The organism is Eudoraea chungangensis, assembly GCF_029360665.1.
In the GTDB taxonomy this organism is placed as follows: domain Bacteria; phylum Bacteroidota; class Bacteroidia; order Flavobacteriales; family Flavobacteriaceae; genus Eudoraea; species Eudoraea chungangensis.
Map to the genome: position 1 here is coordinate 266,468 of NZ_JARDUB010000001.1, position 24,975 is coordinate 291,442.

At 37.2% G+C, this 24,975-nt stretch carries 23 protein-coding genes; 20 read left to right on the forward strand and 3 right to left on the reverse strand.

The genetic code is table 11. The features are described 5' to 3' along the window. The first annotated feature begins 142 nt into the window (after window positions 1–142). The 7 genes from PXG98_RS01165 (at window position 143) to uxuA (ending at window position 7,845) form a co-directional block, all read left to right on the forward strand. Window positions 143–928 (forward strand): hypothetical protein, encoded by a 786-nt coding sequence (locus tag PXG98_RS01165; RefSeq protein WP_276388529.1) that lies wholly within the window; start codon window positions 143–145, stop codon window positions 926–928. Further along, window positions 925–2,001: a PCMD domain-containing protein gene (locus PXG98_RS01170; protein WP_276388530.1), complete on the forward strand. Its 1,077-nt coding sequence runs from the start codon at window positions 925–927 to the stop codon at window positions 1,999–2,001. The genes PXG98_RS01165 and PXG98_RS01170 overlap by 4 nt, the downstream gene beginning before the upstream one ends. An 88-nt stretch (window positions 2,002–2,089) precedes the next feature. Beyond that, window positions 2,090–3,061, forward strand: a complete 972-nt coding sequence (locus PXG98_RS01175; RefSeq protein ID WP_276388531.1) for a phosphotransferase — start codon at window positions 2,090–2,092, stop codon at window positions 3,059–3,061. Beyond that, window positions 3,058–4,356, forward strand: coding sequence for an ADP-ribosylglycohydrolase family protein (locus tag PXG98_RS01180; RefSeq protein WP_276388533.1), 1,299 nt, complete (start codon window positions 3,058–3,060; stop codon window positions 4,354–4,356). The genes PXG98_RS01175 and PXG98_RS01180 overlap by 4 nt, the downstream gene beginning before the upstream one ends. Window positions 4,357–4,358: 2 nt before the next feature. Then, window positions 4,359–5,765, forward strand: a complete 1,407-nt coding sequence (gene uxaC / locus PXG98_RS01185; RefSeq protein WP_276388535.1) for a glucuronate isomerase — start codon at window positions 4,359–4,361, stop codon at window positions 5,763–5,765. A gap of 95 nt (window positions 5,766–5,860) precedes the next feature. Further along, a complete protein-coding gene (locus PXG98_RS01190; protein ID WP_276388537.1) occupies window positions 5,861–6,685 on the forward strand; it encodes an SDR family oxidoreductase in 825 nt (274 codons plus the stop codon). Window positions 6,686–6,690: 5 nt separating this feature from the next. Then, entirely contained in the window at window positions 6,691–7,845 is a 1,155-nt protein-coding gene (gene uxuA / locus PXG98_RS01195; RefSeq protein ID WP_276389248.1) for a mannonate dehydratase, read from the forward strand. A gap of 7 nt (window positions 7,846–7,852) precedes the next feature. Here uxuA and PXG98_RS01200 read toward each other — a convergent pair whose 3' ends face one another. Further along, window positions 7,853–9,418: a glycoside hydrolase family 32 protein gene (locus PXG98_RS01200; protein WP_276388539.1), complete on the reverse strand. Its 1,566-nt coding sequence runs from the start codon at window positions 9,416–9,418 to the stop codon at window positions 7,853–7,855. A gap of 112 nt (window positions 9,419–9,530) precedes the next feature. On the opposite strand from PXG98_RS01200, the gene PXG98_RS01205 reads away from it, so the two are divergent. From PXG98_RS01205 to PXG98_RS01225, 5 genes are read left to right on the forward strand one after another with little or no spacing between them, the layout of a single operon-like run. After that, the gene (locus tag PXG98_RS01205; RefSeq protein WP_276388541.1) at window positions 9,531–10,022 is read left to right on the forward strand and encodes a rhodanese-like domain-containing protein; all 492 of its coding nucleotides are present in this window, start codon (window positions 9,531–9,533) and stop codon (window positions 10,020–10,022) included. 21 nt (window positions 10,023–10,043) lie between these two features. Continuing rightward, complete coding sequence (locus PXG98_RS01210) at window positions 10,044–10,658, forward strand: TIGR04282 family arsenosugar biosynthesis glycosyltransferase (protein WP_276388543.1); 615 nt, start codon at window positions 10,044–10,046, stop codon at window positions 10,656–10,658. After that, window positions 10,655–11,470 carry a purine-nucleoside phosphorylase gene (locus PXG98_RS01215; protein ID WP_276388545.1) on the forward strand — a complete coding sequence of 272 codons (816 nt, stop codon included), beginning with the start codon at window positions 10,655–10,657 and terminating at the stop codon, window positions 11,468–11,470. Before PXG98_RS01210 ends, PXG98_RS01215 begins: the two co-directional genes overlap by 4 nt. A gap of 60 nt (window positions 11,471–11,530) precedes the next feature. Next, a complete protein-coding gene (locus PXG98_RS01220) occupies window positions 11,531–12,286 on the forward strand; it encodes a DUF547 domain-containing protein (protein WP_276388547.1) in 756 nt (251 codons plus the stop codon). Next, on the forward strand, window positions 12,279–12,971 hold the full coding sequence (locus PXG98_RS01225; protein ID WP_276388549.1) for a TIGR04283 family arsenosugar biosynthesis glycosyltransferase: 693 nt from the start codon (window positions 12,279–12,281) through the stop codon (window positions 12,969–12,971). The genes PXG98_RS01220 and PXG98_RS01225 overlap by 8 nt, the downstream gene beginning before the upstream one ends. Before the next feature lie 7 nt (window positions 12,972–12,978). Here the strand turns inward: PXG98_RS01225 and PXG98_RS01230 are convergent, their stop codons facing one another. Both PXG98_RS01230 and PXG98_RS01235 read right to left on the reverse strand, forming a co-directional pair. Beyond that, on the reverse strand, window positions 12,979–14,010 hold the full coding sequence (locus PXG98_RS01230) for an N-acetylmuramoyl-L-alanine amidase family protein (protein ID WP_276388551.1): 1,032 nt from the start codon (window positions 14,008–14,010) through the stop codon (window positions 12,979–12,981). Window positions 14,011–14,094: 84 nt separating this feature from the next. Further along, window positions 14,095–15,096 (reverse strand): glycoside hydrolase family 113, encoded by a 1,002-nt coding sequence (locus PXG98_RS01235; protein WP_276389249.1) that lies wholly within the window; start codon window positions 15,094–15,096, stop codon window positions 14,095–14,097. Between the two features lie 116 nt (window positions 15,097–15,212). Here PXG98_RS01235 and PXG98_RS01240 point away from each other — a divergent pair, with 116 nt between their 5' ends. The 8 genes from PXG98_RS01240 (at window position 15,213) to argC (ending at window position 24,974) form a co-directional block, all read left to right on the forward strand. Next, the gene (locus PXG98_RS01240; protein WP_276388553.1) at window positions 15,213–16,550 is read left to right on the forward strand and encodes an NAD(P)/FAD-dependent oxidoreductase; all 1,338 of its coding nucleotides are present in this window, start codon (window positions 15,213–15,215) and stop codon (window positions 16,548–16,550) included. A gap of 45 nt (window positions 16,551–16,595) precedes the next feature. Further along, a complete protein-coding gene (locus PXG98_RS01245; protein WP_276388554.1) occupies window positions 16,596–18,179 on the forward strand; it encodes a 4Fe-4S binding protein in 1,584 nt (527 codons plus the stop codon). Window positions 18,180–18,335: 156 nt separating this feature from the next. Continuing rightward, entirely contained in the window at window positions 18,336–19,025 is a 690-nt protein-coding gene (locus PXG98_RS01250; protein WP_276388556.1) for a glycosyltransferase family 2 protein, read from the forward strand. A 1-nt stretch (window position 19,026) separates the two neighbouring features. Next, a complete protein-coding gene (locus tag PXG98_RS01255) occupies window positions 19,027–20,511 on the forward strand; it encodes a cellulose synthase family protein (RefSeq protein ID WP_276388558.1) in 1,485 nt (494 codons plus the stop codon). Window positions 20,512–20,629: 118 nt separating this feature from the next. After that, the gene (locus PXG98_RS01260; protein ID WP_276388560.1) at window positions 20,630–21,991 is read left to right on the forward strand and encodes an MptA/MptB family glycosyltransferase; all 1,362 of its coding nucleotides are present in this window, start codon (window positions 20,630–20,632) and stop codon (window positions 21,989–21,991) included. Between the two features lie 214 nt (window positions 21,992–22,205). Continuing rightward, the gene (locus PXG98_RS01265; protein ID WP_276388562.1) at window positions 22,206–22,820 is read left to right on the forward strand and encodes a GNAT family N-acetyltransferase; all 615 of its coding nucleotides are present in this window, start codon (window positions 22,206–22,208) and stop codon (window positions 22,818–22,820) included. Next, window positions 22,817–24,007: an argininosuccinate synthase gene (locus PXG98_RS01270; protein WP_276388563.1), complete on the forward strand. Its 1,191-nt coding sequence runs from the start codon at window positions 22,817–22,819 to the stop codon at window positions 24,005–24,007. The genes PXG98_RS01265 and PXG98_RS01270 overlap by 4 nt, the downstream gene beginning before the upstream one ends. Next, window positions 24,000–24,974 (forward strand): N-acetyl-gamma-glutamyl-phosphate reductase, encoded by a 975-nt coding sequence (gene argC, locus PXG98_RS01275; protein WP_276388565.1) that lies wholly within the window; start codon window positions 24,000–24,002, stop codon window positions 24,972–24,974. The genes PXG98_RS01270 and argC overlap by 8 nt, the downstream gene beginning before the upstream one ends. Window position 24,975 lies beyond the last annotated feature (1 nt).

The following is a 24,975-nucleotide window of genomic DNA, read 5'->3' on the forward strand; positions in this document are numbered from 1 at the left end:
AAGAACAAATATTACCAAAGAATAGGGTTTGGGTTTTTGGCAGAGGAGAAGTAAATGCCAGTCTTTACTTATTTGTATCTTCCACTGGGAATTTAGAGGCAAATTTTTACCTTTAAGCACCAAAGATTATCAATTAACACTCATGAAGCACCTAAAAGTCGTCTTTGTTCTTCTTTTTTTAGCCCCCTTGTTTTTAATTGCACAAAAGGAAAAAAAATCTGCAGATAAAAGTACTCCCTATGAGCTGATGTCTAGTTATTATGCCAACGACTTCAAACCCTTTAAAAAACATAGTTTTTATACCGGGCTTGCGGTATCTCTTAGTGACAGAAGTCTTAATAACGTAAATCAGCTTATTCAAAATGTTATTGAGGGGAACGACTTAAGTTATGAAGTAGTTTTTAAAGGAGGTTTTTATACTGGCGACTACGCCATGGTTGGTTTGGATTTTGAATATAAAGAAGAAAAATTTGAGGGTACTGTTTTTAGACAGCCAGACACCTTGCAGTCTAACTCTATTTCAAGGTTATATAGTCTTACCCCGAATGTAAGATCAACCGTACCACTCACCGAAAATGAACGGCTTAGTTTTTTTACTATTTTGGGAGTTGCAGTTGGTGTGGGTAATAGTCTAACCAGAAATACTAAAAATCTAGATGAGATTGAAAAAGTATATACCGACGATTTTAATATGCGTATTGGAATTAGTCCGGGTGTGACCTTCTTTGCTATAGAAAATTTTGCTCTTGAAATTCAACTAGATGTACTGGGATATGAATTAAGAGTACGAAAAAGTGAAATAAATGGGGTGGAACAGTCCAAGGACGTTAGAAATAATATAGACTTTAATATAGATATTTTATCGCTTAAGTTAGGATTAGCTTATTATTTCAAACCCATTAAAAAAGGTAAAAAGCCTAAGAGATGAATAAATATAAGTGGATAGTGTCTTTAACATTGTTACTGGTTTTCTCTTGTATTAGTGAAGACTATTTTGGACTGTCAAACATTGGCAATATAAAGAGTATCGAGGTAAGTAACCAGGCCCAAACCGCCGTAATAAATACCGACAGTCTTAGTGTAAAAGTTCAAATCCCCAATGGGGTAGATCTTTCGAATATCACCATTGAAAAATTAGAGATATCCTCGTTTGCTTCTTCGGACAAGGACGTTGGGGATTTACTAAATTTAAACAATCCCCAGACAATTGAATTAATTGCAGAAGATGGCAGCAATTATCTGTGGGAAATTGAAGCCTTTATTGCTTCCGATAATCCACAGCTAGACAATTACGACCTTAATTTATGGTATGAGACCAGCACTAACTATTTTGAACCAGGAGCGGATGCTTCCTCCACCATTTGGGGAACAGGTAATCCCGGTACCCAGATACTTAATAAGCTGGCTACTACCCCAACAGATTTAGGTGACAATAATTTAGCCGCAAAAATGGAAACTTTAGACAATGGCCCTATTGCTGGTGCATTTGGCGCACCAATATCTTCCGGTTCTATTTTTACGGGAGTTTTTAATTCAGACAATATTGATCCTAGTAACCCTCAGGCAGCAATAGAGTTTGGAACGCCCTTTGCAGGTCGTCCCCAATCTTTTAAAGTCAAATACTCCTATAATCCTGGAGCGGAAAATAAGGATAAAGATGGGAATGTGCTCGGCTTCCCTGATGCATGTGACATTTACGCTTTATTGGAGATAAGAAGTGGGGGACAGGTAGAGAGGCTTGCAACTGCATGGTTCAGAAGCAGTAGCTCACAAACAGATCTTGCTACCTTAGAAATTCCTTTTACCTATGGCCCTCTAGATGAAAGCTTTCCAGATTATACCTTTCCAACGGATCATGGATTTGTAAGTAGAGATTCTGCAAACTTCGTCCTTCCAACCCACATTACCTTCGTTGGAGCATCAAGCTTTGGGGGAGCCAATTTTTCCGGAGCTATTGGGAGTGTTTTAGTCATCGACGATGTAGAAATGGTGTATGAATAAATACTTTTATATCTTCCCAAACCTAATATGTGGTACCCTTTGTTAATTTATTATTTAGGGACCCTATCTTACATGAAAATAGCATTGAATGACTAATATAGATCTTAAAACACCCGTTAAACAACTGGAAGACTTTTTAAGGTTGAAAAGTTGGTTAGGGTCAGAAGAATTCATACAAGATATCTCTAAGCCCGGAGAAGGAAATATGAATGTGGTATTGCGCATTAAAACAAACCAGCGTTCTCTGATTCTAAAACAATCCCGTCCTTTTGTTCAGAAATATCAAGAAATAAAGGCCCCGCTTAATCGAATTGAAGTAGAGCAACACTTTTACAAGACTATGGCCACCTCCAAAGTGAAGCATCATTTTCCAAAAATCCATTACTACGATATGGAAAATTACCTGATGGTTTTGGAAGATCTGGGAGAATGCAAGGATATGTCTCTTTATTATAATACTGGTTCTTTTAGTATTCCAATGATAGAAACGCTGGTAGAAGTTCTAAACAATATCCACAGTCAGCAAAAACCCAAGGATTACCCCCTAAATAAAGAATTAAGAGCTCTAAACTACCAACATATTTTTGTGCTTCCCTTTTTAAATAACAATGGTTTCACCTTGGACTCTGTGCAGGAGGGGCTTCAAAATCTATCCCTACCCTACAAAAATGATCCGGCTCTTAAAGAGGTTGTAAACAGCATAGGCGAAATATACTTATCAGAAGGAGACGTACTACTTCATGGGGATTACTACCCTGGCAGTTGGATGCAAAAAGAAGGAGACATTTTTATTATTGATCCTGAATTTAGTTTTATCGGTTTTCGAGAATTTGATCTTGGAGTTATGTTAGCCCATGTGCTAATGGCCAATATGGAGGAGCATTTAATAGATCATATTCTTGGAATTTATAAAGCAAATGCTAATATTAATCTTGTTAAGCAAGTGGCCGGAATAGAAATAATTCGAAGAATAATTGGATTGGCACAATTGCCTCTACAACGGAGTCTCCCAGAAAAGGATTATCTTTTACAAATAGCAAGGAAAATGATTTTAAAATGACCAGAAGCTTCTCATATATTCTTCTTTTTACGGTTTGTCTGGCCGTTTCCTGTAAAAAAAATACCACAGATACCTTACTCAAATCTCCTGATAAAGCTACATACACCCAAGAATTGTATAGCCCGGAGAAGGTATTGTTATACGACAAGGTCTTAGGTGCTTTGGTAGGTTCTGCCATAGGAGATGCCATGGGAGCGTCTACTGAAATGTGGCAGAGAAAGGAGATTCAGACTAAATATGGCTACATACTAGGTCTAACCACAGCAGAACGAACTCAATCCCCGGAAGGCACATGGGAAAACAATCTTAGTGCTGGAGCAACAACCGACGATACTCGCTGGAAGTATTTAATGATTGCTTATCTAGAAGGGGGTAAAGATAAACTGAACCAGAAAAATTTTGCTTCTTTTATCACAGACTACTATAAGCAGGAAGCAGAAGAATTAAAGGATCAGGCCGTTTCAAACTCTCCCGACTCGCTCGATATTCGAATGGAGAAAATAGATTGGATTAAAGAATGGGCGAGAGTATCCCTTGCCTATGAAAATGGCCCTATGGAATACCAAAAGGCTCAGAACAGATTTTATGGTGGGGAAATGTCCTGCGCAGGAATGCTGTATACCCCCATGTTTGGCTTGATAACGTCTACTCCGGAAGAGGCCTATACCCTCGCCTATAAACATACGCTTTTTGACATCGGCTATGCCAAAGACATCTCCGCTCTAGTTGCTACAATGACCCAAATGGCTTTGCGAACTCAGAACATGGATTCTATCCTAGACGCCACGGTTTATATCGACCCTTATCAGTACCAAAATAGTAGATTAGTTGGAAGGATTTCTTACCAAATTGCGAATAGCGCGAGGAAGTACGTGGCCATGTCTAAAAATCAATATCTTGAAGACAGCACAAAAATAAGAGTCCCAAGAAATTACCATGGTAGTAAACAAGATTGGTTAAGACAGGATTTCATATACGAATTACTAGAAAAGGATGCCAGAGCCATACCCTTTCATGCGGGAGAAATTTGGCAAATATTAATGGCGGGATTAGCTTTCGGGGAGGGTGACTTTCAAAAAACTATGCAATTTATTGTTAACTACGGAAGGGATAATGATACTGTGGCCGCTGTAGCTGGTATAATTTTAGGTGCCAAAGATGGTTATACTAAACTGCCGGTTGATTTAAAACAAGAGGTCATAAGAATTAACAGAGAACAATTGGGAATCGATTTGGAAGACATGGCCCATAGGATGGTAACAGCTATAGGCATTAAAACTATTAATAAACCCTAGCCATGGCAGAAAACATTTTTATAAAAGAGGACTTTTTATTACACACTGAATTTGCCAAAAGGCTGTATCATGATTATGTAAAAGACCTACCCATTATTGATTACCACAATCACCTATCCCCCCAAATGATAGCTGAGGACCATCAATTTGAAAACATTAGCCAGGTATGGTTGTACGGAGATCACTACAAATGGAGAGCAATGCGAACCCTCGGCATTTCAGAAGAATTCATTACTGGAAATGCTACGGACAGATCTAAATTTATAAAATGGGCAGAGACGGTTCCTTTTACTATGAGGAACCCCTTATACCATTGGACACATCTAGAACTAAAGCGCTACTTTGGAATTGATGCCCTTTTGGGGAAAGAAAATGCTGAAGAAATCTATGACCATTGTTCCAAACAACTTACACAAAGTAGTCATAGTACAAAAGGCCTTCTAAGTCAGATGAAGGTTGAAGTAGTTTGTACTACAGACGATCCATTAGATTCCTTAGATTATCATTTAGAAGAACAGAATAATCCAAATTTAAAACTACTTCCTGCCTTTAGACCCGATAAGGCCTATGCCGTGCAAAATACAACTGCATACAACCACTATTTAAACCAGCTAGAAGAAGTTTCCGGTATTCAAATAAAAACTTTTGACGATCTAAAAGAAGTCCTTAAAAGCAGAATTTCCTATTTTCATTCCAGAGGAGGCAGACTAGCAGATCACGGTCTGAACTACTTACCCTATTTTGAAGAAGAAGGTTTTAATGTGGATCATATGTTTAAAAAAGTTCGAGGTGGAAAAGAATTAAGCCTTCTGGAAATAGAACAATTCAAAGCCTCTGTCTTAAAATTTCTTTGCAAGCAGTACCACAAAAATGGTTGGGTACAACAGTTCCATCTGGGAGCCTTACGAGATAATAATTCTCGAATGCTAAATCTATTGGGACCGGATACGGGATTTGATAGCATAGGAGATTTTAAACAGGCTGCTTCTTTAAGTAAGTTTTTAAATCATTTAGACAGTACAGATCAACTTTCAAAAACGGTCATTTATAATTTAAACCCCGCAGACAATGAAGTAATTGCTGCCATGGTGGGAAATTTTAATGATGGGAGTGTAAAAGGTAAGGTGCAATTTGGTTCTGCATGGTGGTTTCTAGATCAAAAAGACGGCATGGAAAAACAGATTAATTCGCTTTCTAATATTGGACTTCTTAGCTGTTTTATCGGGATGCTAACCGATTCAAGAAGTTTTTTATCTTTCCCCAGACATGAATATTTTCGCAGAATTCTTTGCAATTTATTTGGACAAGATGTTACCCTTGGAGAGTTACCCCGAGATGAGAAATGGATAGGTAAATTGGCCTCAGATATTTGTTATTACAACGCTAAATCTTATTTTCCCTTCAAATAAGGCCAATATGTTGCACCTCAATAAATACCCTTCTCGCTTTTATTTGTTATGGATGATTAGGGCATTAATGCTTACATTACCCTAATTTTATTTTAATGATGACACAGAATAAATTATTCTCAGTTAAGGATTTGATAATAGTAATTAGTGGTGCCACTGGTGTTTTAGGGGCATCCATAACTAAACATTTAGCATTGGAAGGAGCGAAGGTTATTGTTCTAGGTAGAAATAAAGAAAAAATAAAACAGCTTATCACAACCATAGGAGAAACACCTAATCAGATATTTTCTCTAGTGGCGGATGTGACCAAAGAAGACGAATTAGACAATGCCAGAATAATTTTAGAAGAGTCCTTTAATAAAATAGATGTTCTCATTAATCTTGCCGGAGGAAATATGCCTGGAGCTGTCATTACACCACAACAGACTTTATTGGATGCAAAAGTTTCTGAACTTCAGAAGGTTATGGAATTAAATTATATGGGAACCTTTCTGCCAACAAAAGCCTTTCTTCCATTATTCCTAAAAGATTTAAAGGGTAGTATAATAAATATTTCGTCAATGGCCGCACAAAGACCCATAAGCAGAGTCCTCGGCTATGGTTCGGCAAAAGCTGCCATCGATAATCTCACCCAATGGTTGGCTGTAGAATTTTGCAGTAAATATGGAGCCGATTTAAGAGTAAATGCTATAGCTCCCGGTTTTTTTCTCACAGAGCAAAACAGAAGATTGCTAACAGAAGAGGATGGTTCTTTAACCAGCAGAGGAAATCAAATAATTAATAACACTCCTATGAACAGATTTGGGGAACCAGATGAATTGTTAGGAACGGTGCAATGGTTGGCCAGTAATGCTTCTAAATTCGTAACCGGAATTATTGTAGCTGTAGATGGTGGGTTTAATTCTTATTCGGGCGTATGAAAATGATGCAACAAACAATGCGGTGGTATGGACCTAAAGACCCTGTTAGCCTGCAAGATATAAGGCAGGCAGGAGCTAGCGGAATTGTAACGGCACTTCATGAGATACCAAACGGTGAAGTTTGGAGCAGACAGCAAATAAAAGAAAGAAAGAACTTAATAGAAAATGCTGGACTGAGCTGGGTGGTGGTAGAAAGTGTTCCGGTACATGAAAAAATAAAAACCCGTACAGGGAATTATAAAGACCTAATAGAGAATTATAAAAAGACATTAGTAAATCTGGCAGCAGAAGAGATCTATACGATATGTTATAATTTTATGCCCATCCTAGACTGGATAAGGACGGATCTTTATTATGAGCTCCCGAATGGAGCCAGGGCTCTTTATTTTGAAATGAAGGCTCTGGCTGCCTTTGATATTTTTATACTTCAAAGAGAGGGAGCTGAGGAGTCTTATACAACAGACGTTCTGGAAAAAGCACGCCTGTATTATACTAATATGTCTTCCGATGAAATTGATAGGCTTAAAAGAACTATTTTAGATAATCTTCCAGGTGCTGAAGTAGGATATACTCTGGAGGAATTTCAAAAAGTTTTGAGCACCTACGATGAAATTGATCGCAGCAAACTCGAAGAGCATCTAAGACTATTTCTAAATGAAATCCTTCCAACGGCAGAGCAGGTTGGTTGTTTTATGGCTATTCACCCAGACGACCCTCCCTTTTCTATTCTTGGTCTTCCCCGAATCATGAGTTCTATAAATGATATAGAAAGAATCCTTACCAATAATGCCAGCCCAAACAATGGCATAACCTTTTGTACGGGATCTTTGGGAGTTAAAAAAGCCAACGATCTCTTAGAAATTATTGATCGGTTTAGTTCCCATATTCATTTTGTTCATCTGAGGAGCACCAAAAGAGATTCGGAAGGTAACTTTTTCGAGGCAAACCATTTGGAAGGAGACGTTCCTATGTATGCGGTTATTAAAAAGCTTCTAACTATTCAAAAGAAAAGAAACTTAGAGCTTCCCATGCGGCCAGATCACGGACATCAACTTTTAACGGATCTTCAAATTAAAACAAATCCCGGCTACTCAGCAATTGGAAGACTTAAAGGTTTAGCTGAACTCCGGGGGGTAATGTATAGTCTGCAGCATAAATAACTGGCTGTTAATGCCAAATAGACTGCATTGTATTAATAGTAAAAGACTGAAGTTGCAATAATTCATCCCCGGTATTCTTAATTCGAAGACGGCTATAAGGTTCTCTGGGGAAAATCTGTGAAGTCATAACTTTCTGGCCCCTATTGACAAATATTTCAACCGAAGACCAATCCATTAAAATCCTTATCTCTATTTCTCCTGAAGGAATATCTCCCAATGGCATTCGGTGAATTTTATCCGCAAAAGCATCTTTAAAAGCCGTCTGACCCGAACTTTTCCTGTCTAATAACAACTCTGCCTTTGCCTGATTAAAAAGGAACTTTTGTTCATCGCCCAAATCATTATAAAAAATCATTTCAAAATTTCGTCCGGCGGTTTCGAATAGTATTTCGGACTGATTAAAATTGGCAAGACTAATTACCTTTTCCTCTTTTGCGCCAATAGAAACATCTTTTGAAAGTATAGGATTTCTTAAACTATTCAGCGTTTCCAGCGGATAATTAAAAAGTGTAAAACTATCGTCTACCTTTTCTAAAAATAAATTTCTTGGAAGCGTCATGGCACTTCTCCAACGTTTTGTTGGGGTATCTCTTGCGTAGTCCCAATTACTCATCCAGCCAATAAAGATACGCTCGTCTGAAGGAGTATTGTTATAGGTTACCCCCGCATAATTATCCGTTCCCCAATCTATCCATTTCACCTCTTTTTGTTCTGAAGTAAAGGTGGCTCCATCAAAATCTCCAACAAAGTATTGTGTGCCGCTTCCTCCGTTTGGAGCCCCCGGATTTATGCTAATCAACAAAACCCATTTCTTTTCTCCTGTTTTCCCTACTTCTAAGGGAAATAGATCTGGACATTCCCATACCCCTCCATGGGCTCCAACCTCTTTACCAAAACTACTCCTTAGCTCCCAGTCTTTTAGGTTTGTAGAATTGTAAATAAGTGCATGATCCCCTGCCACCAGAACTAAAACCCAACTTTTAGACTCTTGGTGCCAAAAGACTTTAGGGTCCCTAAAGTCTTTAATCCCGGGATTAGATATAACAGGGTTTTTAGCGTATTTAACCCAAGAATCTCCGTTGTCTAAACTATAAGCTATTCCTTGCGTTTGATAGTCCAAATTGCCGGCCTTTTCGCCTTCCATATTGTGGTAGGTGAATATTGCTACCAAAGGTGCTGTATCCTCAGTACCATAACCTGAAGTATTCCCCTTATCTACAACTGCACTTCCGGAAAATATATAACCTTTTTCATCTGGAAATAATGCGATAGGGCGATGTTCCCACGATACCATATCCCTACTCACTGCATGACCCCAATGCATTGGTCCCCAAACAATATCTTCCGGATAAAACTGGTAAAACAAATGATAAACACCATCATTATAGACTAATCCATTGGGGTCATTCATCCATTTCTCTGTCGGAGAAAAATGGTATTGCGGCCTATATTGTTCCTCATACGTATTTACAATAGATTCTTTAACCGGCAAGGTAGTTTTATCTAAATTTTTATTCTTGCAAGCACTGAGGAAACAAATGAAGCACAATCCTATACAAAATTCGGTCTTCATTTTAAATTGTTTTGGGAATAAACTAAAGTACACTCTTATCTTTTATTTCACAAACATTCTTTAAGCTCATTCTAGCCTTAATACCTATCTTTATACTAATAAAGGACGTGCAGTGAAGTTTCATTTGAGCATACTATATGCAGTGTTAACAGTTACTTTGGTTTCTTCTCAAGAGAGTATTGAAGAGACTCTAAGACGTTATAACGAAGATTCAGTCCCCTATATTAGTGTGAAGGAATTGAATGAAAAGAACAATGTTCTAATTTTAGACGCAAGAACAAAACAAGAATACCGTATAAGCCATCTCAGAAAAGCTATTTGGGTTGGGTACAAGGATTTTGATATTGTTTCCTTTTTAGAAAACCACTCCAATAAGAATCAAAATATTGTAGTTTATTGCTCCGTTGGAGTGCGATCTGAAGATATAGGAGAGTCCCTTTTGAAATATGGATATCTTAATGTGTCTAATTTGTACGGCGGTATTTTTGCATGGACCAATTCAGGGTTTTCCGTTTACGATAGTCTTGAAAATAAGACGCAAAAAGTACATGCTTTTGGTAAGGAATGGAGTCATTTATTGACCAATGCCGAAAAAGTATACTAATATAAAATCTTAGCATAGCATATGAATAAGAAAGACTTACTGTTAATTTTTACTCGTAATCCGGAACTTGGAAAGTGCAAAACGAGGTTAGCAGCAAGCATAGGAGACAAAAATGCCTTGGAAGTATACCTTCAATTATTAGAACACACCAAAAACATTACCCAAGGTTTAGTATGCACTAAGGAGGTTTATTTTTCAGAAGACATAGAGAAAGACACCCTTTGGGATAAAGAGACATTCAGCAAAAAACTCCAAAAAGGAGAAGACCTGGGTGAAAAGATGTACAATGCTTTTAAGCTGGGTTTTGAAAATGGGTTTGAAAATATTGTGGTCATTGGAAGTGATATTTATGATTTGGATTCCGATACACTTAAAAAAGCCTTTGCACAACTTGAATATCACGAATACGTTTTGGGCCCGGCCCAAGACGGAGGGTATTATCTGTTGGGTATGAAACAATTAAATCCTTCTCTTTTTAAAAATAAAACCTGGGGTACAAGCTCTGTTCTCGCGGAAACTTTAAAGGATATAGGTGAGAAGAGCGTTTTACTATTATCTGAAAGAAACGACATAGACGTTTATAATGACTTAAAAGGCATCGATTTATTTGAATCTTACCTAAAGCCAGATTTATGACAAACAAACAATTGAAAGAGTCTTACGACTATCTTATAAACAAGGGCTTTGAAGCCCCAGAACTGGGGATTGTCCTAGGCACTGGTTTGGAACAATTAGTTGGCTTTATTGAAAATCCAATAACCGCTCACTACCACCACATACCGTTTTTTCCATTAGCCACGGTGGAGTTTCATTCCGGTAAGTTAATCTACGGATTTCTGGAAAACAAAAGAGTCGTCGTTATGCAGGGTAGGTTTCATTGTTATGAGGGCTATTCCTTTTTAGATGTTACCTATCCGATACGTGTTATGCATAGTTTAGGAATAAATAAGCTCTTTATTTCCAATGCCGCTGGAGCCATAAATCTCGATTTTAAAAAAGGAGATCTTATGCTAATTGAAGATCATATAAATTTTCAAGGCGGTTCTCCTTTGGCTTTTAAAAATGTTGCAGATTTTGGCCCAAGATTTGTGGATATGAGCGAGCCTTATGACCCCCAAATGAGGCAATTAATTACCTCTATAGCTCAAGAGCAACAAATAACACTGCGTCATGGGGTCTACGCTTCGGTGGTAGGACCACAACTAGAGACCAAGGCAGAATACCGTATGCTAAAAATAATAGGCGCCGATGCGGTAGGGATGAGCACCGTTCCGGAAGTAATCGTGGCCAACCAACTTAAGCTACCAGTCATGGCAATTTCAGTACTTACAGATGAATGCGATCCTGATAATTTAAAACCAGTTCATATTTCGGATATCTTAAAAGTTTCTTCGGAAGCAGAACCCAAAATGATCACTTTGTTTCGCGAATTAATTAAAAATCTCTAAAGTATTTATTACAAGAATGTTTGTAAGTTTTACTACAGTAAAACCACTAAAAAAAATAAAATGCCTGCTTCCATCAAATATTCTGTCCTCTTAATCTTCGCAGCTGCCGTCTTTTTCGATGGGAGTGAGTTTAACAATTATAAGGATAAAACCCCAAATATATATGGCCTTTGGGATTCTCTTCTTTCCAGGCATGTAGATTCCAAAGGAAACGTAGATTATAAAGCTTTTAAAGATGAGGAAGAAGATTTGGAAGCTTATTTGCAGGCCATGGCACAAGACATCCCCAATAAAAACTGGTCCAAAGCTAAGACCCTTGCATTTTATATTAACCTTTACAATGCCGCAACGGTAAATCTAATTATTAAAAACTATCCCATAAATAGTATCCGTGATATTAAGAATCCATGGGGTAAAAAAATAGTACCGCAAAATGGACGCTTACTGTCTTTAGGAGAAATCGAACACGACATCCTGAGAAAAATGGACGATCCCAGAATCCATTTTGCAATAAATTGCGCTTCTGTCTCTTGTCCAAAATTGAATAATTTTGCCTTCAGCGAAAAAAACCTAGAAGAGCAACTAGAAAAAGTTAGTAAAGAGTTTATATTGGACTCTACAAAAAATATAATTTCTCAGGATAGTGTCGTCTTGTCCGAGATATTCAAATGGTATAAAAAAGACTTTGAAACAAATGGTTCGGTACTTGAGTACCTGAGCAATTACCTAAATACACCCATTGCTGCAGATGCAAAAATAGCCTATCTTAAGTACGATTGGAATCTGAACAACATAAACCCCAAAAGTCTTGATTAGCATTATCATTCCTGTCTTAAATGAAGAGACTCAAATAGAAACACTCCTCGGGTATTTAGAAAAATATGTAAATGGGGATCTAATAGAAGAAATAATAGTTGTAGACGGCGGAAGTTTTGATTCTACTGTGGAAACAGCAAAGGCTTATGGCATAAAAGTATTGGAAGGCGCCAAGGGAAGAGCTAAACAGATGAATTTAGGTGCTTCATTTGCTAAAGGTTCAATTTTCTACTTTTTACATGTAGATACCTTGCCCCCAGTAGATTTCGACAAAAGCATCGTGAGTTCTATTGAGAGAAATAGCGAGGCAGGATGCTTTAGGTTAAAATTTGATAGTGATAATAAATTATTACGGCTCTTTTCCTGGTTCACAAGAATAAACCATCGTCTGTGCCGGGGAGGAGATCAGTCCTTATTTATCACCAAATCCCTTTTTGAAAAATGCAATGGATTTAATGAAGACTATATTATTTATGAAGACAACGAATTTATTGGCCGCCTATATAACGCAACCAAATTTAAAGTGTTAGCGCATCAGGTTAAAACATCAGCAAGAAAGTACGAAAAAATAGGAACCCTGAGGCTGCAGTATTATTTTGGAATGATACACTTACAAAATTCGATGGGGGCAGGACCAGCAGAACTGTACAAATACTATCAAAAGAAGATTAATACTAAGATATAATCTCTAATTACTTCGATTCGTAATCGAGCAGAATACCTTCCGAAATCCATTTGGCAAGGGCTTGTCTATTATCATGATCCAAAATACGTTTCTGGTCTTTCGTGTTTCTAATATTCCCGATCTCGATAAAAGTCATTGCAGGAAGGGTCTTTTTTACTACATAGAGACTAGATCTATCCTGAAAAGTACCAGAATAGGTCCTGTTTGGTTGGTATTTCTGATACTTCTGTTTAAAGGTTTGATGTATGCTTTCCGCCAATTTTTTTCCATTCTTACTCTTTTCATGATGGTAAAAAAAGACGTCAATATTCTGCCCTGTGCTCCTGCTATCTACGTGAGTAACAATTAATCTTTGATGCTTTCCTTTGTTCTTCCTGTATAGGTTGTTTACCGCCGTTACCCTTTGATCCAGTCGTGCCTTTTGGTTGTATGGTATCTTTTTAGCAGGGTAAACTACCTCATCCTTGTCCATTTCCAAGATTTTTGCATCTCTTATGCCGTCGTCCAAGTCGCGTACAATAATATAAACCATGGCATCGTGAGAAATCAATTCTCTTGCCAATCGCAGAGTAACGTCATAGGCATATTCGTCTTCAGCAATAGATTTTCCTTTGTATTTGGTCATAGCTCCGGGGTCTGGACCACCATGTCCTGAAACCAAATAATAGACGGTACCACTTAAACGTTTGCTCTTGGAAGGAACATTTTTATACTTTTCACCAAAAATTTTATAGGTAACTCCTTCTTCAGTATCTTCCTCCTTAGTGCCAGGCTCCTTAGCAGAGACCGTATCGCCCTGCGTTTCAATTTTCTTGGGAATTAGGTAGGTCATTCCTTCTAAGAGCTGGATACTATCCTTTAGTTTCGCTTCATTAAGACTGATAAAATCTTTATAGGAATTATATGGGTCTACACCATTCTTTCTTAAAAAGGAATAAATCCCATCGCCCTTTTCGGCAATGGCCTCGTCTAAGGAATCCTGGCCAAATACTGAAATGCAGAAAAAAACTAAACCAAAAAAGAGACTATTTCGCAGCAAGGGTGATGTTTTGTTACAAAGTTTATCAAATATGTTGCCAAATAGCAAATGAAAAATAAACTTTAAGAAAACAAAAGACTTCCATTAGCCTTTTGTGTAGAATATTTTAATGATTTCTTCTGCCGGTTTATTTTGCGGTGTAAACCTATTGTCGTTTCCCCCACCTGCCTTATCATGTTCAATAAACCACTTCCAGACAAAACCTCCGGCAAACCAATCTTCATTCCAAAACTCTTCAAAAATAGCCCTCTTGGCATTTACTTGAGCCTCCAAATTAATACCTTCCTCTGTTCGATCTACTAACCACGGTTTTTTGGCAGTATAGTCCATACTACGATATCCAAATTCTGTGAAAATTACCTGTCTTTCTGTTTTGGATGACAAAGAGGCAATTTGATCTTTCCAAGGTTTCCAGCCCTTTTTAAGTTGCGCTACCGTTGGGGTTTTGGCGTCAGATAATGGAAAATATGCATCGATCCCAATAAAGTCTAGGTCTTTCCAAAACGGGGTTCTTTTGTATTCATCCCAATTGGCCGCATAGGTTAGTTTTCCTTTATAAACTTTTCTAATCTCGTGAATTAAGGAAATCCAATACTTCGGTCTATTTTTCACAAACTGCTCCAATTCTGTACCAATACAGAAAATTTCTGTTCTGGTTTCCTGAGCTAATTCAGCATAGGTAAGAATAAAGTCACGATAGGAAGACTCTAGTTTTTTCCAGTCTTGTTCTGAGTTCATTTTAAGGTTACCTGTAAACTCTCCTTTCCAAATCCAAATTTGTGGCTTCAACATAACTCTTACCTTATTAGCCCTCAAAAGTTCAATATATTGCCTGGCTCCACCTTTGGTTTCTCCATACCACTGTCTGTCAGTATTAAAAACAAGCTCAGGTGATTCTAAGTTTTTAATAAACCCAAAAGGCATTACGGCGGCATGGTCGGCATTTATTTCAAGAAAAGCATCAACATGTTCTTGTACCGCCTTTTCTCTGGAGGCCACAAAACTGATACCATTGATTTTGCTTTCTGCCTGACTTGTACAAGAAAGTTGAAAAAGAATAAGGAATAAAAACGCTACGATTCGCATAATCATAATTATGGAGGTCTAAACAAAAATAAGATATAATTACGGATCAAATTCTGTACTCTTTGTTAAGTTATTATCTTTATAAACGACAGACCTATCAAATTCAAACCAATTCTATGCAGAATATTGTCATAATAGGAAATGGCATTGCCGGCGTAACCGTCGCAAGGCATATTCGCAAAAACTCTAACGACAGAATTATTATTATATCTGCTGAAACGGACCACTTTTTCTCTAGGACCGCGCTAATGTATGTTTATATGGGGCATATGAAGTTTGAGCATATAAAACCTTATGAGGATTGGTTTTGGAAAAAAAACCGTATCGAATTAGTCCGGGGATACGTGAGTGAGATAAGGCCAAAGGAAAAAGAACTGCTTATAGAAGACGCCAGAATTATAAAGTTCAACAAACTTGTGTTGGCCACCGGTTCTAAACCAAACAAATTTGGTTGGCCTGGCCAAGATCTTTTTGGAGTGCAAGGCCTTTATTCTAAACAGGATTTAGACCTTTTAGAGGTAAATGCTCCTAACAAGGAAGTTTGCAAACGCGCTGTTATTGTTGGTGGAGGCTTAATTGGAATTGAACTGGCAGAAATGTTACGCAGCAGAAACATCGCTGTAACCTTTTTAGTAAGGGAGCAGAATTTTTGGGACGGTGTACTCCCAGAAGGAGAAGCAAAAATGATTAATGAGCATATTCTTGATCATCATATAGATTTGCGGCTAGCAACTAATCTTGTTGAAATTATAGGCTCTGAAAATGGAAGAGTAAAAGCCGTAAAAACAGATAAGGGAGATATTATTGATTGCGACTTTGTTGGATTAACCGCTGGGGTAACGCCTAACATAACTTTTCTAAATAATTCTGGTCTGGATTTGGGCAAGGGAATTAAGGTAAATAAATATCTGGAGACGAATCTGGAGGATATCTATGCCATAGGAGACTGTGCAGAGCAGTTAGAACCAGAAGAGAATCGTAGGGCTGTTGAAGCTGTCTGGTATACCGGAAGAATGATGGGAGAAACATTGGCGCAAACTCTTTGTGGCAACAAAACTGCTTACAAACCAGGTAATTGGTTTAATTCTGCAAAATTCCTGGATATTGAGTACCAAACGTATGGCTGGGTGAATAGCCTAAGAAATAGAAAAGAATACGAATTACATTTTCATTGGCGACATCTCACAGAGAAAATATGCATCACGCTAGCTTATCACCATTCCACTAAAAAATTTTTAGGAATAAACACTTTTGGAATTAGAATGCGTCATAAGGTATTCGACCGCTGGCTAAATGAAGAGAGAGACCTAGAATACGTTGTCTCTCATTTAAGGGATGCCAATTTTGATCCAGAATTTTATAGGCAGTATGAGCCCGAGATAATTGCAAAATTTAATTCGGAATTAAATGCCCAAATAAGTCTTAAAAAGAAACAATGGAACAGGATATTTTAGAAAAGCTAAGGTTGAATTTTTTTAATACTAAAAACCAATAGATCTATGAAAACCTATGACAAAAACATGGCCATAAGCAGCTTAGGGACCAATTCTCTTAGCAGTCCTCAAAAAATTGGTCTTACAATAGGTTATTTAGGGTTATTCATTGTTCTTTTGGCTGCCTTTAATCCTTCTTTTCCGTTTAAAACAATTTGGTTAAGTATTGCACTATTGTCCCTTTTTATTGGGATTATTTGGTATTCAAGAGCAAGCTATCTACCCAAATTAGCCGGTATTAAAAATGATGGTGTTTGGTTTAATGCCATATCCTCCAAAGGATGGGCAGGTTGGTTGGCCGGAATAGCCATTACTAGCTTTTATATTGTTCTTTACTTTTATCCTCAATACCTTGGTTTAAACGCAAATGGCAGCAATACAGGAATTATTGGTTTGTTTGACCCATTAAGCAGGTTACTTAGTGGAAATCCGGCAAGTCAATGGTTTGTATATGGCACCCTCTACACAGTGGCCATTTTAGCTTTTGGAGTTAAGTTTATCCTGAAATACAGACACAATAGATATGAAATAATACGGACTATTAGCGTGATGTTTTTTCAGACTGCTTTTGCCTTTCTTATTCCGGAGATTATGGCAAGATTAAACAGCACTCTACCCTATTATGACTTAAAGAATATGTGGCCTCTAAATTATTATAATTTTGAACGCTATAGAATTAACTCCTTTATTGAGGCGGGTGACATAGGGTTGGTAATGTTATTTTTTGGTGTCTTATCCGTATTTGTAATTTCACCTATCCTTACATTTAAATATGGAAAAAGGTGGTATTGCTCCTGGGTTTGTGGCTGCGGTGGTTTGGCGGAAACTGCTGGGGACGCCTTTAGACAACTCAGTGATAAAAAACTATCGGCTTGGAAAGTGGAAAGGTGGGTAGTGCATAGTGTGGTTGTTTTTGTTACTTTAATGACCACTGCGGTTATTTATTCCTATTTAGGGAATGATACTTCCAAATATTGGCTAACAAAGAATATGTTCTTAATAGGAGTTACCCTTGTCTTAAGTTTGGTCTTTTTTGGAGTGATGCTATTTAAGAGGAACGAATTTAAAAAAGACGCTAAATATGGTGCCATCGGCTATTTTGTTATAATAATATCTCTAATAGGATTACATTATTTCAGCGGTGATGGGAATGTATTTCTTTTTAAATCCGAAACCTTGAGAAAGTCTTATGGTTTTCTTATTGGTAGTATTTTTTCCGGTGTTATAGGAACAGGGTTTTATCCCATTTTCGGCAATAGAGTCTGGTGTAGATTTGGCTGTCCAATGGCAGCTATCTTAGGTTTTCAACAACGTTTGTTTTCAAGATTTCGAATTACAACCAACGGAGGACAATGTATTTCATGTGGTAATTGTTCCACCTACTGTGAAATGGGAATAGACGTTAGAGCCTATGCTCAAAAAGGAGAAAATATAGTACGGTCAAGTTGTGTAGGATGTGGTATTTGTTCCGCAGTTTGCCCTAGGGGAGTTCTTAAATTGGAAAACGGGCCACTAAAGGGTAGAATTGATAGTAATGATATTCTTCTGGGCAATGATGTCGATTTAATGAAATTAGTCGATAAAAATTAGTGATTTAGAAATACTGTTGTCGTTTGATCTCTTTCAAAATAATATTCCCTTAATTTACTGTTAATAAGCATTATTTTTGGGCCTTAAATTCTTGGAAACGCAAGGTTATGAATAGAATGAATGTTTAATTTAAGCAATTGAAATTTCACTTTTCTAATGACGGATATTAATGTAATCATTCCTGCTTATAACGAAGAAGATTCCATAGCTAAGGTTATAAAGGAAATTCCGGATCGTGTTTCAGAGATTATAGTAGTTAGCAACAATTCTACAGACAATACGTTAATAAAGGCAAGAGATGCGGGTGCTACAGTTTTGGAAGAGCCTCAGAAAGGGTACGGCTATGCATGTTTAAAGGGAATGAATTATGTGGCCAAAAAGTCCAAGAAGCCCTTTATTATCGTATTTATGGATGGTGACTATTCCGATTATCCTGAAGAGCTGATAAAACTTGTTGAACCAATTGAGCAAAACAACATCGATTTGGTTATTGGGTCGAGAACAGAAGAACTCAGGGAACAGGGTTCTATGACACCTCAACAGATATTCGGGAATAAACTGGCCACCACCTTAATGCAGTGGTTTTTTGGAGCTAATTTCACAGATCTAGGGCCTTTTAGAGCCATTAAATACGATCGGTTATTGGCAATGAATATGTCGGATAAGACCTACGGCTGGACGATCGAAATGCAGCTTAAAGCTCTTAAAATGAAGATGTCGTACACCGAAGTACCTGTGCGCTATAAAAAAAGAATCGGAGTTTCGAAAGTCTCCGGTACATTAAAAGGTAGTATATTTGCAGGCATAAAAATTTTGGGTTGGATTTTTAAATATAGTTTAAAATAATATGGGACTAACAATTGCATACATTATTATTGGAATTTACAGTACCGCCTTACTGCTAATCTTCTTTTACAGTTTGGCTCAATTAAACCTTTTAGTAAATTACCTAGGGAATAAAAAGATCAATGAAGTTGCCCCTAAATACAATTTATTAGATCCCAAAGAAATACCTTACGTCACTATACAGTTACCTATTTACAATGAGGAATACGTAATGGAACGTCTTCTGGATAATATTTCCAAGATAGAATATCCCAAAAGCAAATTAGAAATACAGGTCCTGGATGATTCCACGGATGATACCGTAATTGAAACTGCAGAACGAATTGAAGCACTTAAAGCACAAGGTTTAGATATACAACATATAAGAAGAACCAACAGGGAAGGCTTTAAGGCTGGAGCCTTAAAAGAAGGTCTAGAAATTGCAAAAGGGGACTTTATTGCAATTTTTGACGCAGATTTTCTTCCAAATTCAGATTGGTTAAAGAAAACTGTAATTTTCTTCAAAGACAGCGAAATAGGAGTGGTCCAAACTAGATGGGGCCATATTAATAGAAACTATTCTACACTAACCAAAATTCAGGCCTTCGCATTAGACGCTCACTTTACCTTAGAACAAGTAGGGCGAAATGCCAAGGGGCATTTTATCAACTTTAATGGTACTGCGGGAATCTGGAGAAAAGAATGTATTCTCGACGCAGGAAACTGGGAAGGCGATACGCTTACGGAAGATTTAGATTTAAGCTACAGAGCGCAACTTAAGAACTGGAAATTTAAATATTTAGAAGACGTTGAAACTCCGGCAGAATTGCCAGTAGTTATTAGTGCAGCCAGATCTCAACAATTCAGATGGAATAAAGGTGGCGCAGAGAATTTTAGGAAAACAGTGTGGAGTGTTCTCAATGCGAAAAACATTTCTTTTAAAACAAAGTTTCACGGAGTAATGCACTTGCTTAATAGCTCCATGTTTTTATGCGTCTTTATAGTGGCCCTTTTAAGTATCCCTATGTTATATATTAAAAATACTTTTGGCCATCTAGGGTGGATTTTTGAAGTTACTAGCTTTTTTATTTTGAGTACGGTAATCCTTTTTATCTGTTATTGGTTTACCTACAAGAGCATACAGGGAAGTAGTTTTGATAATTTTGTAGATTATATAAAACTATTCTTCACCTTCTTTTCTGTGGCACTAGGTTTTTCTCTTCACAATTCTGTAGCTGTATTGGAGGGGCATATGGGAAAACGAAGTGAATTCGTCCGAACTCCAAAATTTAACATCTCCAAGCTAGGAGATAGCTGGAAAGGTAATAAGTACTTAGCCAAAAAGATCTCTCCCAATATGATCTTAGAATTTGGTTTAATGCTTTACTTTTTATTTGGCATGTATAGTGCTATTCCTTTAAATGATTTTGGACTTTTTCCTTTCCATTTTATGCTTTTCCTTGGTTTCGGATTTGTTGCGTTTAAATCCCTGACTGCTAAGGCATAAAGTTTAAGCCCTTTTTACAACTAACAGCTAATAATTCTTTTCCAACTATTGCGGCTTTATTTTAGCTGAAATATTGTGAGTTTTTCTGTATTTTGTAGATGCCAAACAATTGCAACCAATGGCTTCTAAAGTTACTTCCTATTGGAATCTTCACAGACTACCTATTCTTATGTCTTTGGCTTGTATACTCTTTTATACGAGTTTTGCCTATGACTTGGAGAGAACAGATTTTACAAAGTTAATCTCGCTCTATTTAGCTTTGTTTTTCCTTTGCTATAAGTTAATTCAATTTGAAAAATGGAATTTCAACTTTTTGCTTGTTATAGGTATCCTGTTTAGGATGACTTTCCTTTTTAGCGAACCCAATTTATCACAAGACTACTTTCGATTTATTTGGGATGGTTCATTAATCATTCAGGGTTTAAATCCATATTTATTTACCCCCGACAGCATAATGGAAAGTGCTACGGTGCTAATACCTAATGGAGAAATACTACACCAAAATATGGGGTCCCTTAGTGCCAGAAATTTCAGTAATTACCCGCCACTGAATCAAATTCTTTTTGCTTTATCTGCCTATGCGGGAGGCAAAACTATTGTAGGGACCGTTTTAAGTATGCGGACCCTTATTATACTTGCTGATATTGGAATCTATTATTTTGGAAAAAAATTACTTCGTAACCTCAACAAATCTCCCCATCTAATTTTTTGGTACTTCCTAAATCCTCTGGTAATCATAGAGCTCACAGGAAATCTTCATTTTGAAGGAATAATGCTTTTCTTTTTTATTTGGGGCCTCTGCCTAATAGTGCAGAACAGGTGGGTTTTAGGCGGAATACTATTTGCGTTTTCCATATTGGTTAAATTGATTCCCCTTATGTTTTTGCCAATGTTCTTCGCATACTTTGGCTTTAGGAAGAGTCTTAAGTTCTATTTCGTTGTTCTGTCAACAATACTATTATCCGCTTGGCCATTCTATGCCCCAGAATTTCTAGACAACTACACGCATACAGTTGGACTTTGGTTTTCTAACTTTGAATTTAATGCAGGTATTTTCAATGTCGTAAAGGAAATTGCTGTTCAATGCGGTGTTCAATCATGGAAGGTAATAAAAGTATATGGCCGTTTTATCCCCGGTATTATTATCTTAATGGTAAGCATTTTTTCAGTAATAAATAAAAAGAAGAGTCTTAATGCCTTGATGTTATCCATGTTCTGGGTATTAACTGTATACTATTTGCTGAGCTCAACAGTACATCCCTGGTATATTATTTTTGTAGTTTTCCTTAGTCTCTATACAGACTATAAGTTTCCTTTGGTTTGGTCTTGTCTTGTATTTCTCAGCTATGCAGCTTATGGCAATAGTAGTTTTGAGGAAAATTATATTCTGTTATTAATTGAGTATTTCGTATTATTTGCCATCATGGTCTATGAAATATTTATTAAAAAAGGTGAATTATTATCAATTCAGAAAAATTGATCTTCAAACCTTGCCAGTTCCATCAAATTTGTACATTTGAATTGAAATGAAAATAGAAACACAAATATTATTATTCCCTAAGCACGCCAATTCTACGCGTCCAGTATTCCGTTTTCGTCCCCGCCCGTAAGGGTGTTCCATTCTCATGGAAATAGGTGAGTCCATTTCCGCAATAAGCATTTAACCATTTTATATTATCTAAAAACAGCTAGCAATGGAAATAATAATTGCTAACGAGTCGCATTTTAAATACGCCAAAATAATAAGTGATACCATCTCAGAATCAGCCAAGGTTCGGGGCACTGGAATTGCCCAAAGGACACCTGAATATATAATTAAACGATTGGAAAATGGAAACGCAGTAATTGCCTTGGAGGGAGATCAATTTGCTGGTTTTTGCTATATCGAGGTTTGGGGCCATAAAAAGTTTGTTGCTAACTCAGGACTAATTGTGCATCCTGATTTCAGGAACCAAGGTCTAGCCAAAAAAATTAAAAAAGCAATTTTTGAACTTTCCAAACAGAAATTTCCAGATGCAAAAATTTTTGGAATTACCACTGGGCTTGCAGTAATGAAAATGAACTATGAACTGGGATATAAACCAGTGACATTTTCGGAGCTCACAGAAGATCCTGCATTTTGGAAAGGCTGTCAGACTTGTAAGAATTTTGACGTACTCACCAGAACAGACCAAAAAATGTGTTTGTGTACGGGAATGCTTTATGATCCGGTTGCTGCCAAGTCAGAAGAAAAGAAAGTAAACGCAAAAAGTTTTAAAAGGTTGAAAAGTATTAAAGAGCACCTTTTTTTAAAAAGAAAAAATAAATGAAAAATTTAGTATTAGCCTATAGCGGAGGGCTAGACACCTCATATTGTACCAAATATTTGTCTAAAGAAAAAGGCTTCCAAGTACATGCCGTTAGCGTAAACACCGGGGGGTTTTCGGAAGCAGAATTGACGGAAATGGAAAAAAAAGCATTACTCCTAGGAGCCAGTTCTTTTAAGGCCATTGATGCCATAGACGGTTTCTATAATAAGGTTGTGAAATACCTCATTTTCGGAAATGTCCTGAAAAATAATACCTACCCACTTAGCGTAAGCGCCGAAAGAATTATTCAGGCAATGGAAATTGTCCTTTATGCCAAAAAAATCGGAGCGCAGTATATTGCCCATGGGAGTACTGGTGCTGGTAATGATCAGGTCAGATTTGATATGATTTTTCAAATTATTGCTCCTGAAATCGAAATTATTACTCCTATAAGGGACATGACCCTCTCTAGAGAGGAAGAAATTACCTATTTGCAAGAGAATGGTATAGACTTTTCATGGGAAAAGGCCAAATACTCTATAAACAAAGGTCTTTGGGGAACGTCAGTTGGTGGTGAAGAAACATTAGGTTCTGCCAAGGCATTACCATCTTCGGCCTACCCTTCTCAGTTAGAAGATTCTGAGCCGAAGGAAATTAGTCTTGGATTTGAAAAAGGAGAGCTAGTATCCCTAGACGGTGTGGTTAAAGATCCAATAAGTAACATTCAAGAATTATCCGAAATAGCCTCAAGATTTGCTATAGGCAGAGACATACATGTGGGAGATACGATAATTGGAATAAAAGGAAGGGTTGGTTTTGAGGCAGCTGCCCCACTATTAATTATAAAAGCGCATCATCTATTAGAAAAACACACCTTGAGTAAATGGCAGCAATATCAAAAAGAACAATTAGGAACTTTTTATGGAATGCTACTGCATGAAGGAAATTACATGGATGAAGTTATGCGAAACATTGAAGCTTTTCTGTCAGATACGCAAAAAAACGTTTCTGGCGAGGTTTTTCTGACACTTCATCCCTACAGATTTGAATTAAATGGAATCCATTCTAAGTTTGATTTAATGAATGCCTCCTTTGGACATTATGGAGAAACGAACAAAGCCTGGACTGGCGAGGATGCTAAAGGCTTTATTAAAATGTTATCTACCCCTGCAAAAATATCTAATCAAATCTCTGGCAAACATGCTTAAAATTGGAATAATTGGTGGCTCTGGTTACACTGGAGGCGAACTTATCAGGCTTTTAGTAAATCACCCAAAAGTGGAAATTGATTTTGTCTATAGCACTACTAAAGCCGGTAAACCTGTTACGGAAACACATTTAGATTTGATAGACCAGAGTGAAATCAAATTTACGGATATAATTAATCCAAAAGTAGACATTCTCTTCCTTTGCCTTGGGCATGGTAATTCAACTAAATTTCTAGCAAAAAACACAGTTTCAGAAGACACAAGAATAATTGATCTAAGCAATGACTTCAGATTAAAAGAAAATGCGACCTACAAAGGCTTAGATTTTATTTATGGTCTTCCTGAACTAAATAAAGAGGCAATTAAACAAGCGAAAAATATAGCTAATCCAGGTTGTTTTGCCACCTGTATCCAACTAGCCCTGCTGCCTTTGGCCGCATCGGGAGAACTTAAAGACGATATCCATATAAACGCTACCACAGGTAGTACTGGAGCTGGTGTAATACCCAGCGCTACTACTCATTTTAGTTGGAGATCTAATAATTTATCTTGGTATAAACCTTTTACCCACCAACATCTGGGTGAAATAGAGCAGAGTGTAGATCTTCTGCAACCCAAGAAAGGAACAATACATTTTTTACCTAATCGGGGGAATTTCGCAAGAGGCATTTTCGCAACGGCGTATACCAAATATGACGGTAGTATTACGGATGCCCAAACTCTTTTTCAAGACTTCTACCGAGATGCTGTATTTACAAAAATGGCTTCTCAAGAAGTAAGCCTTAAACAAGTGGTTAATACCAATTACTGTCATCTGCATCTCCTAAAGCACAAGAATCTTCTCCTGATGACCTCAGTGATAGATAACCTCCTAAAAGGGGCCTCAGGACAGGCAATACAAAATATGAATTTAATGTTTGGCTTCCCTGAAAATATGGGACTTCAATTAAAAGCAATGATTTATTAAA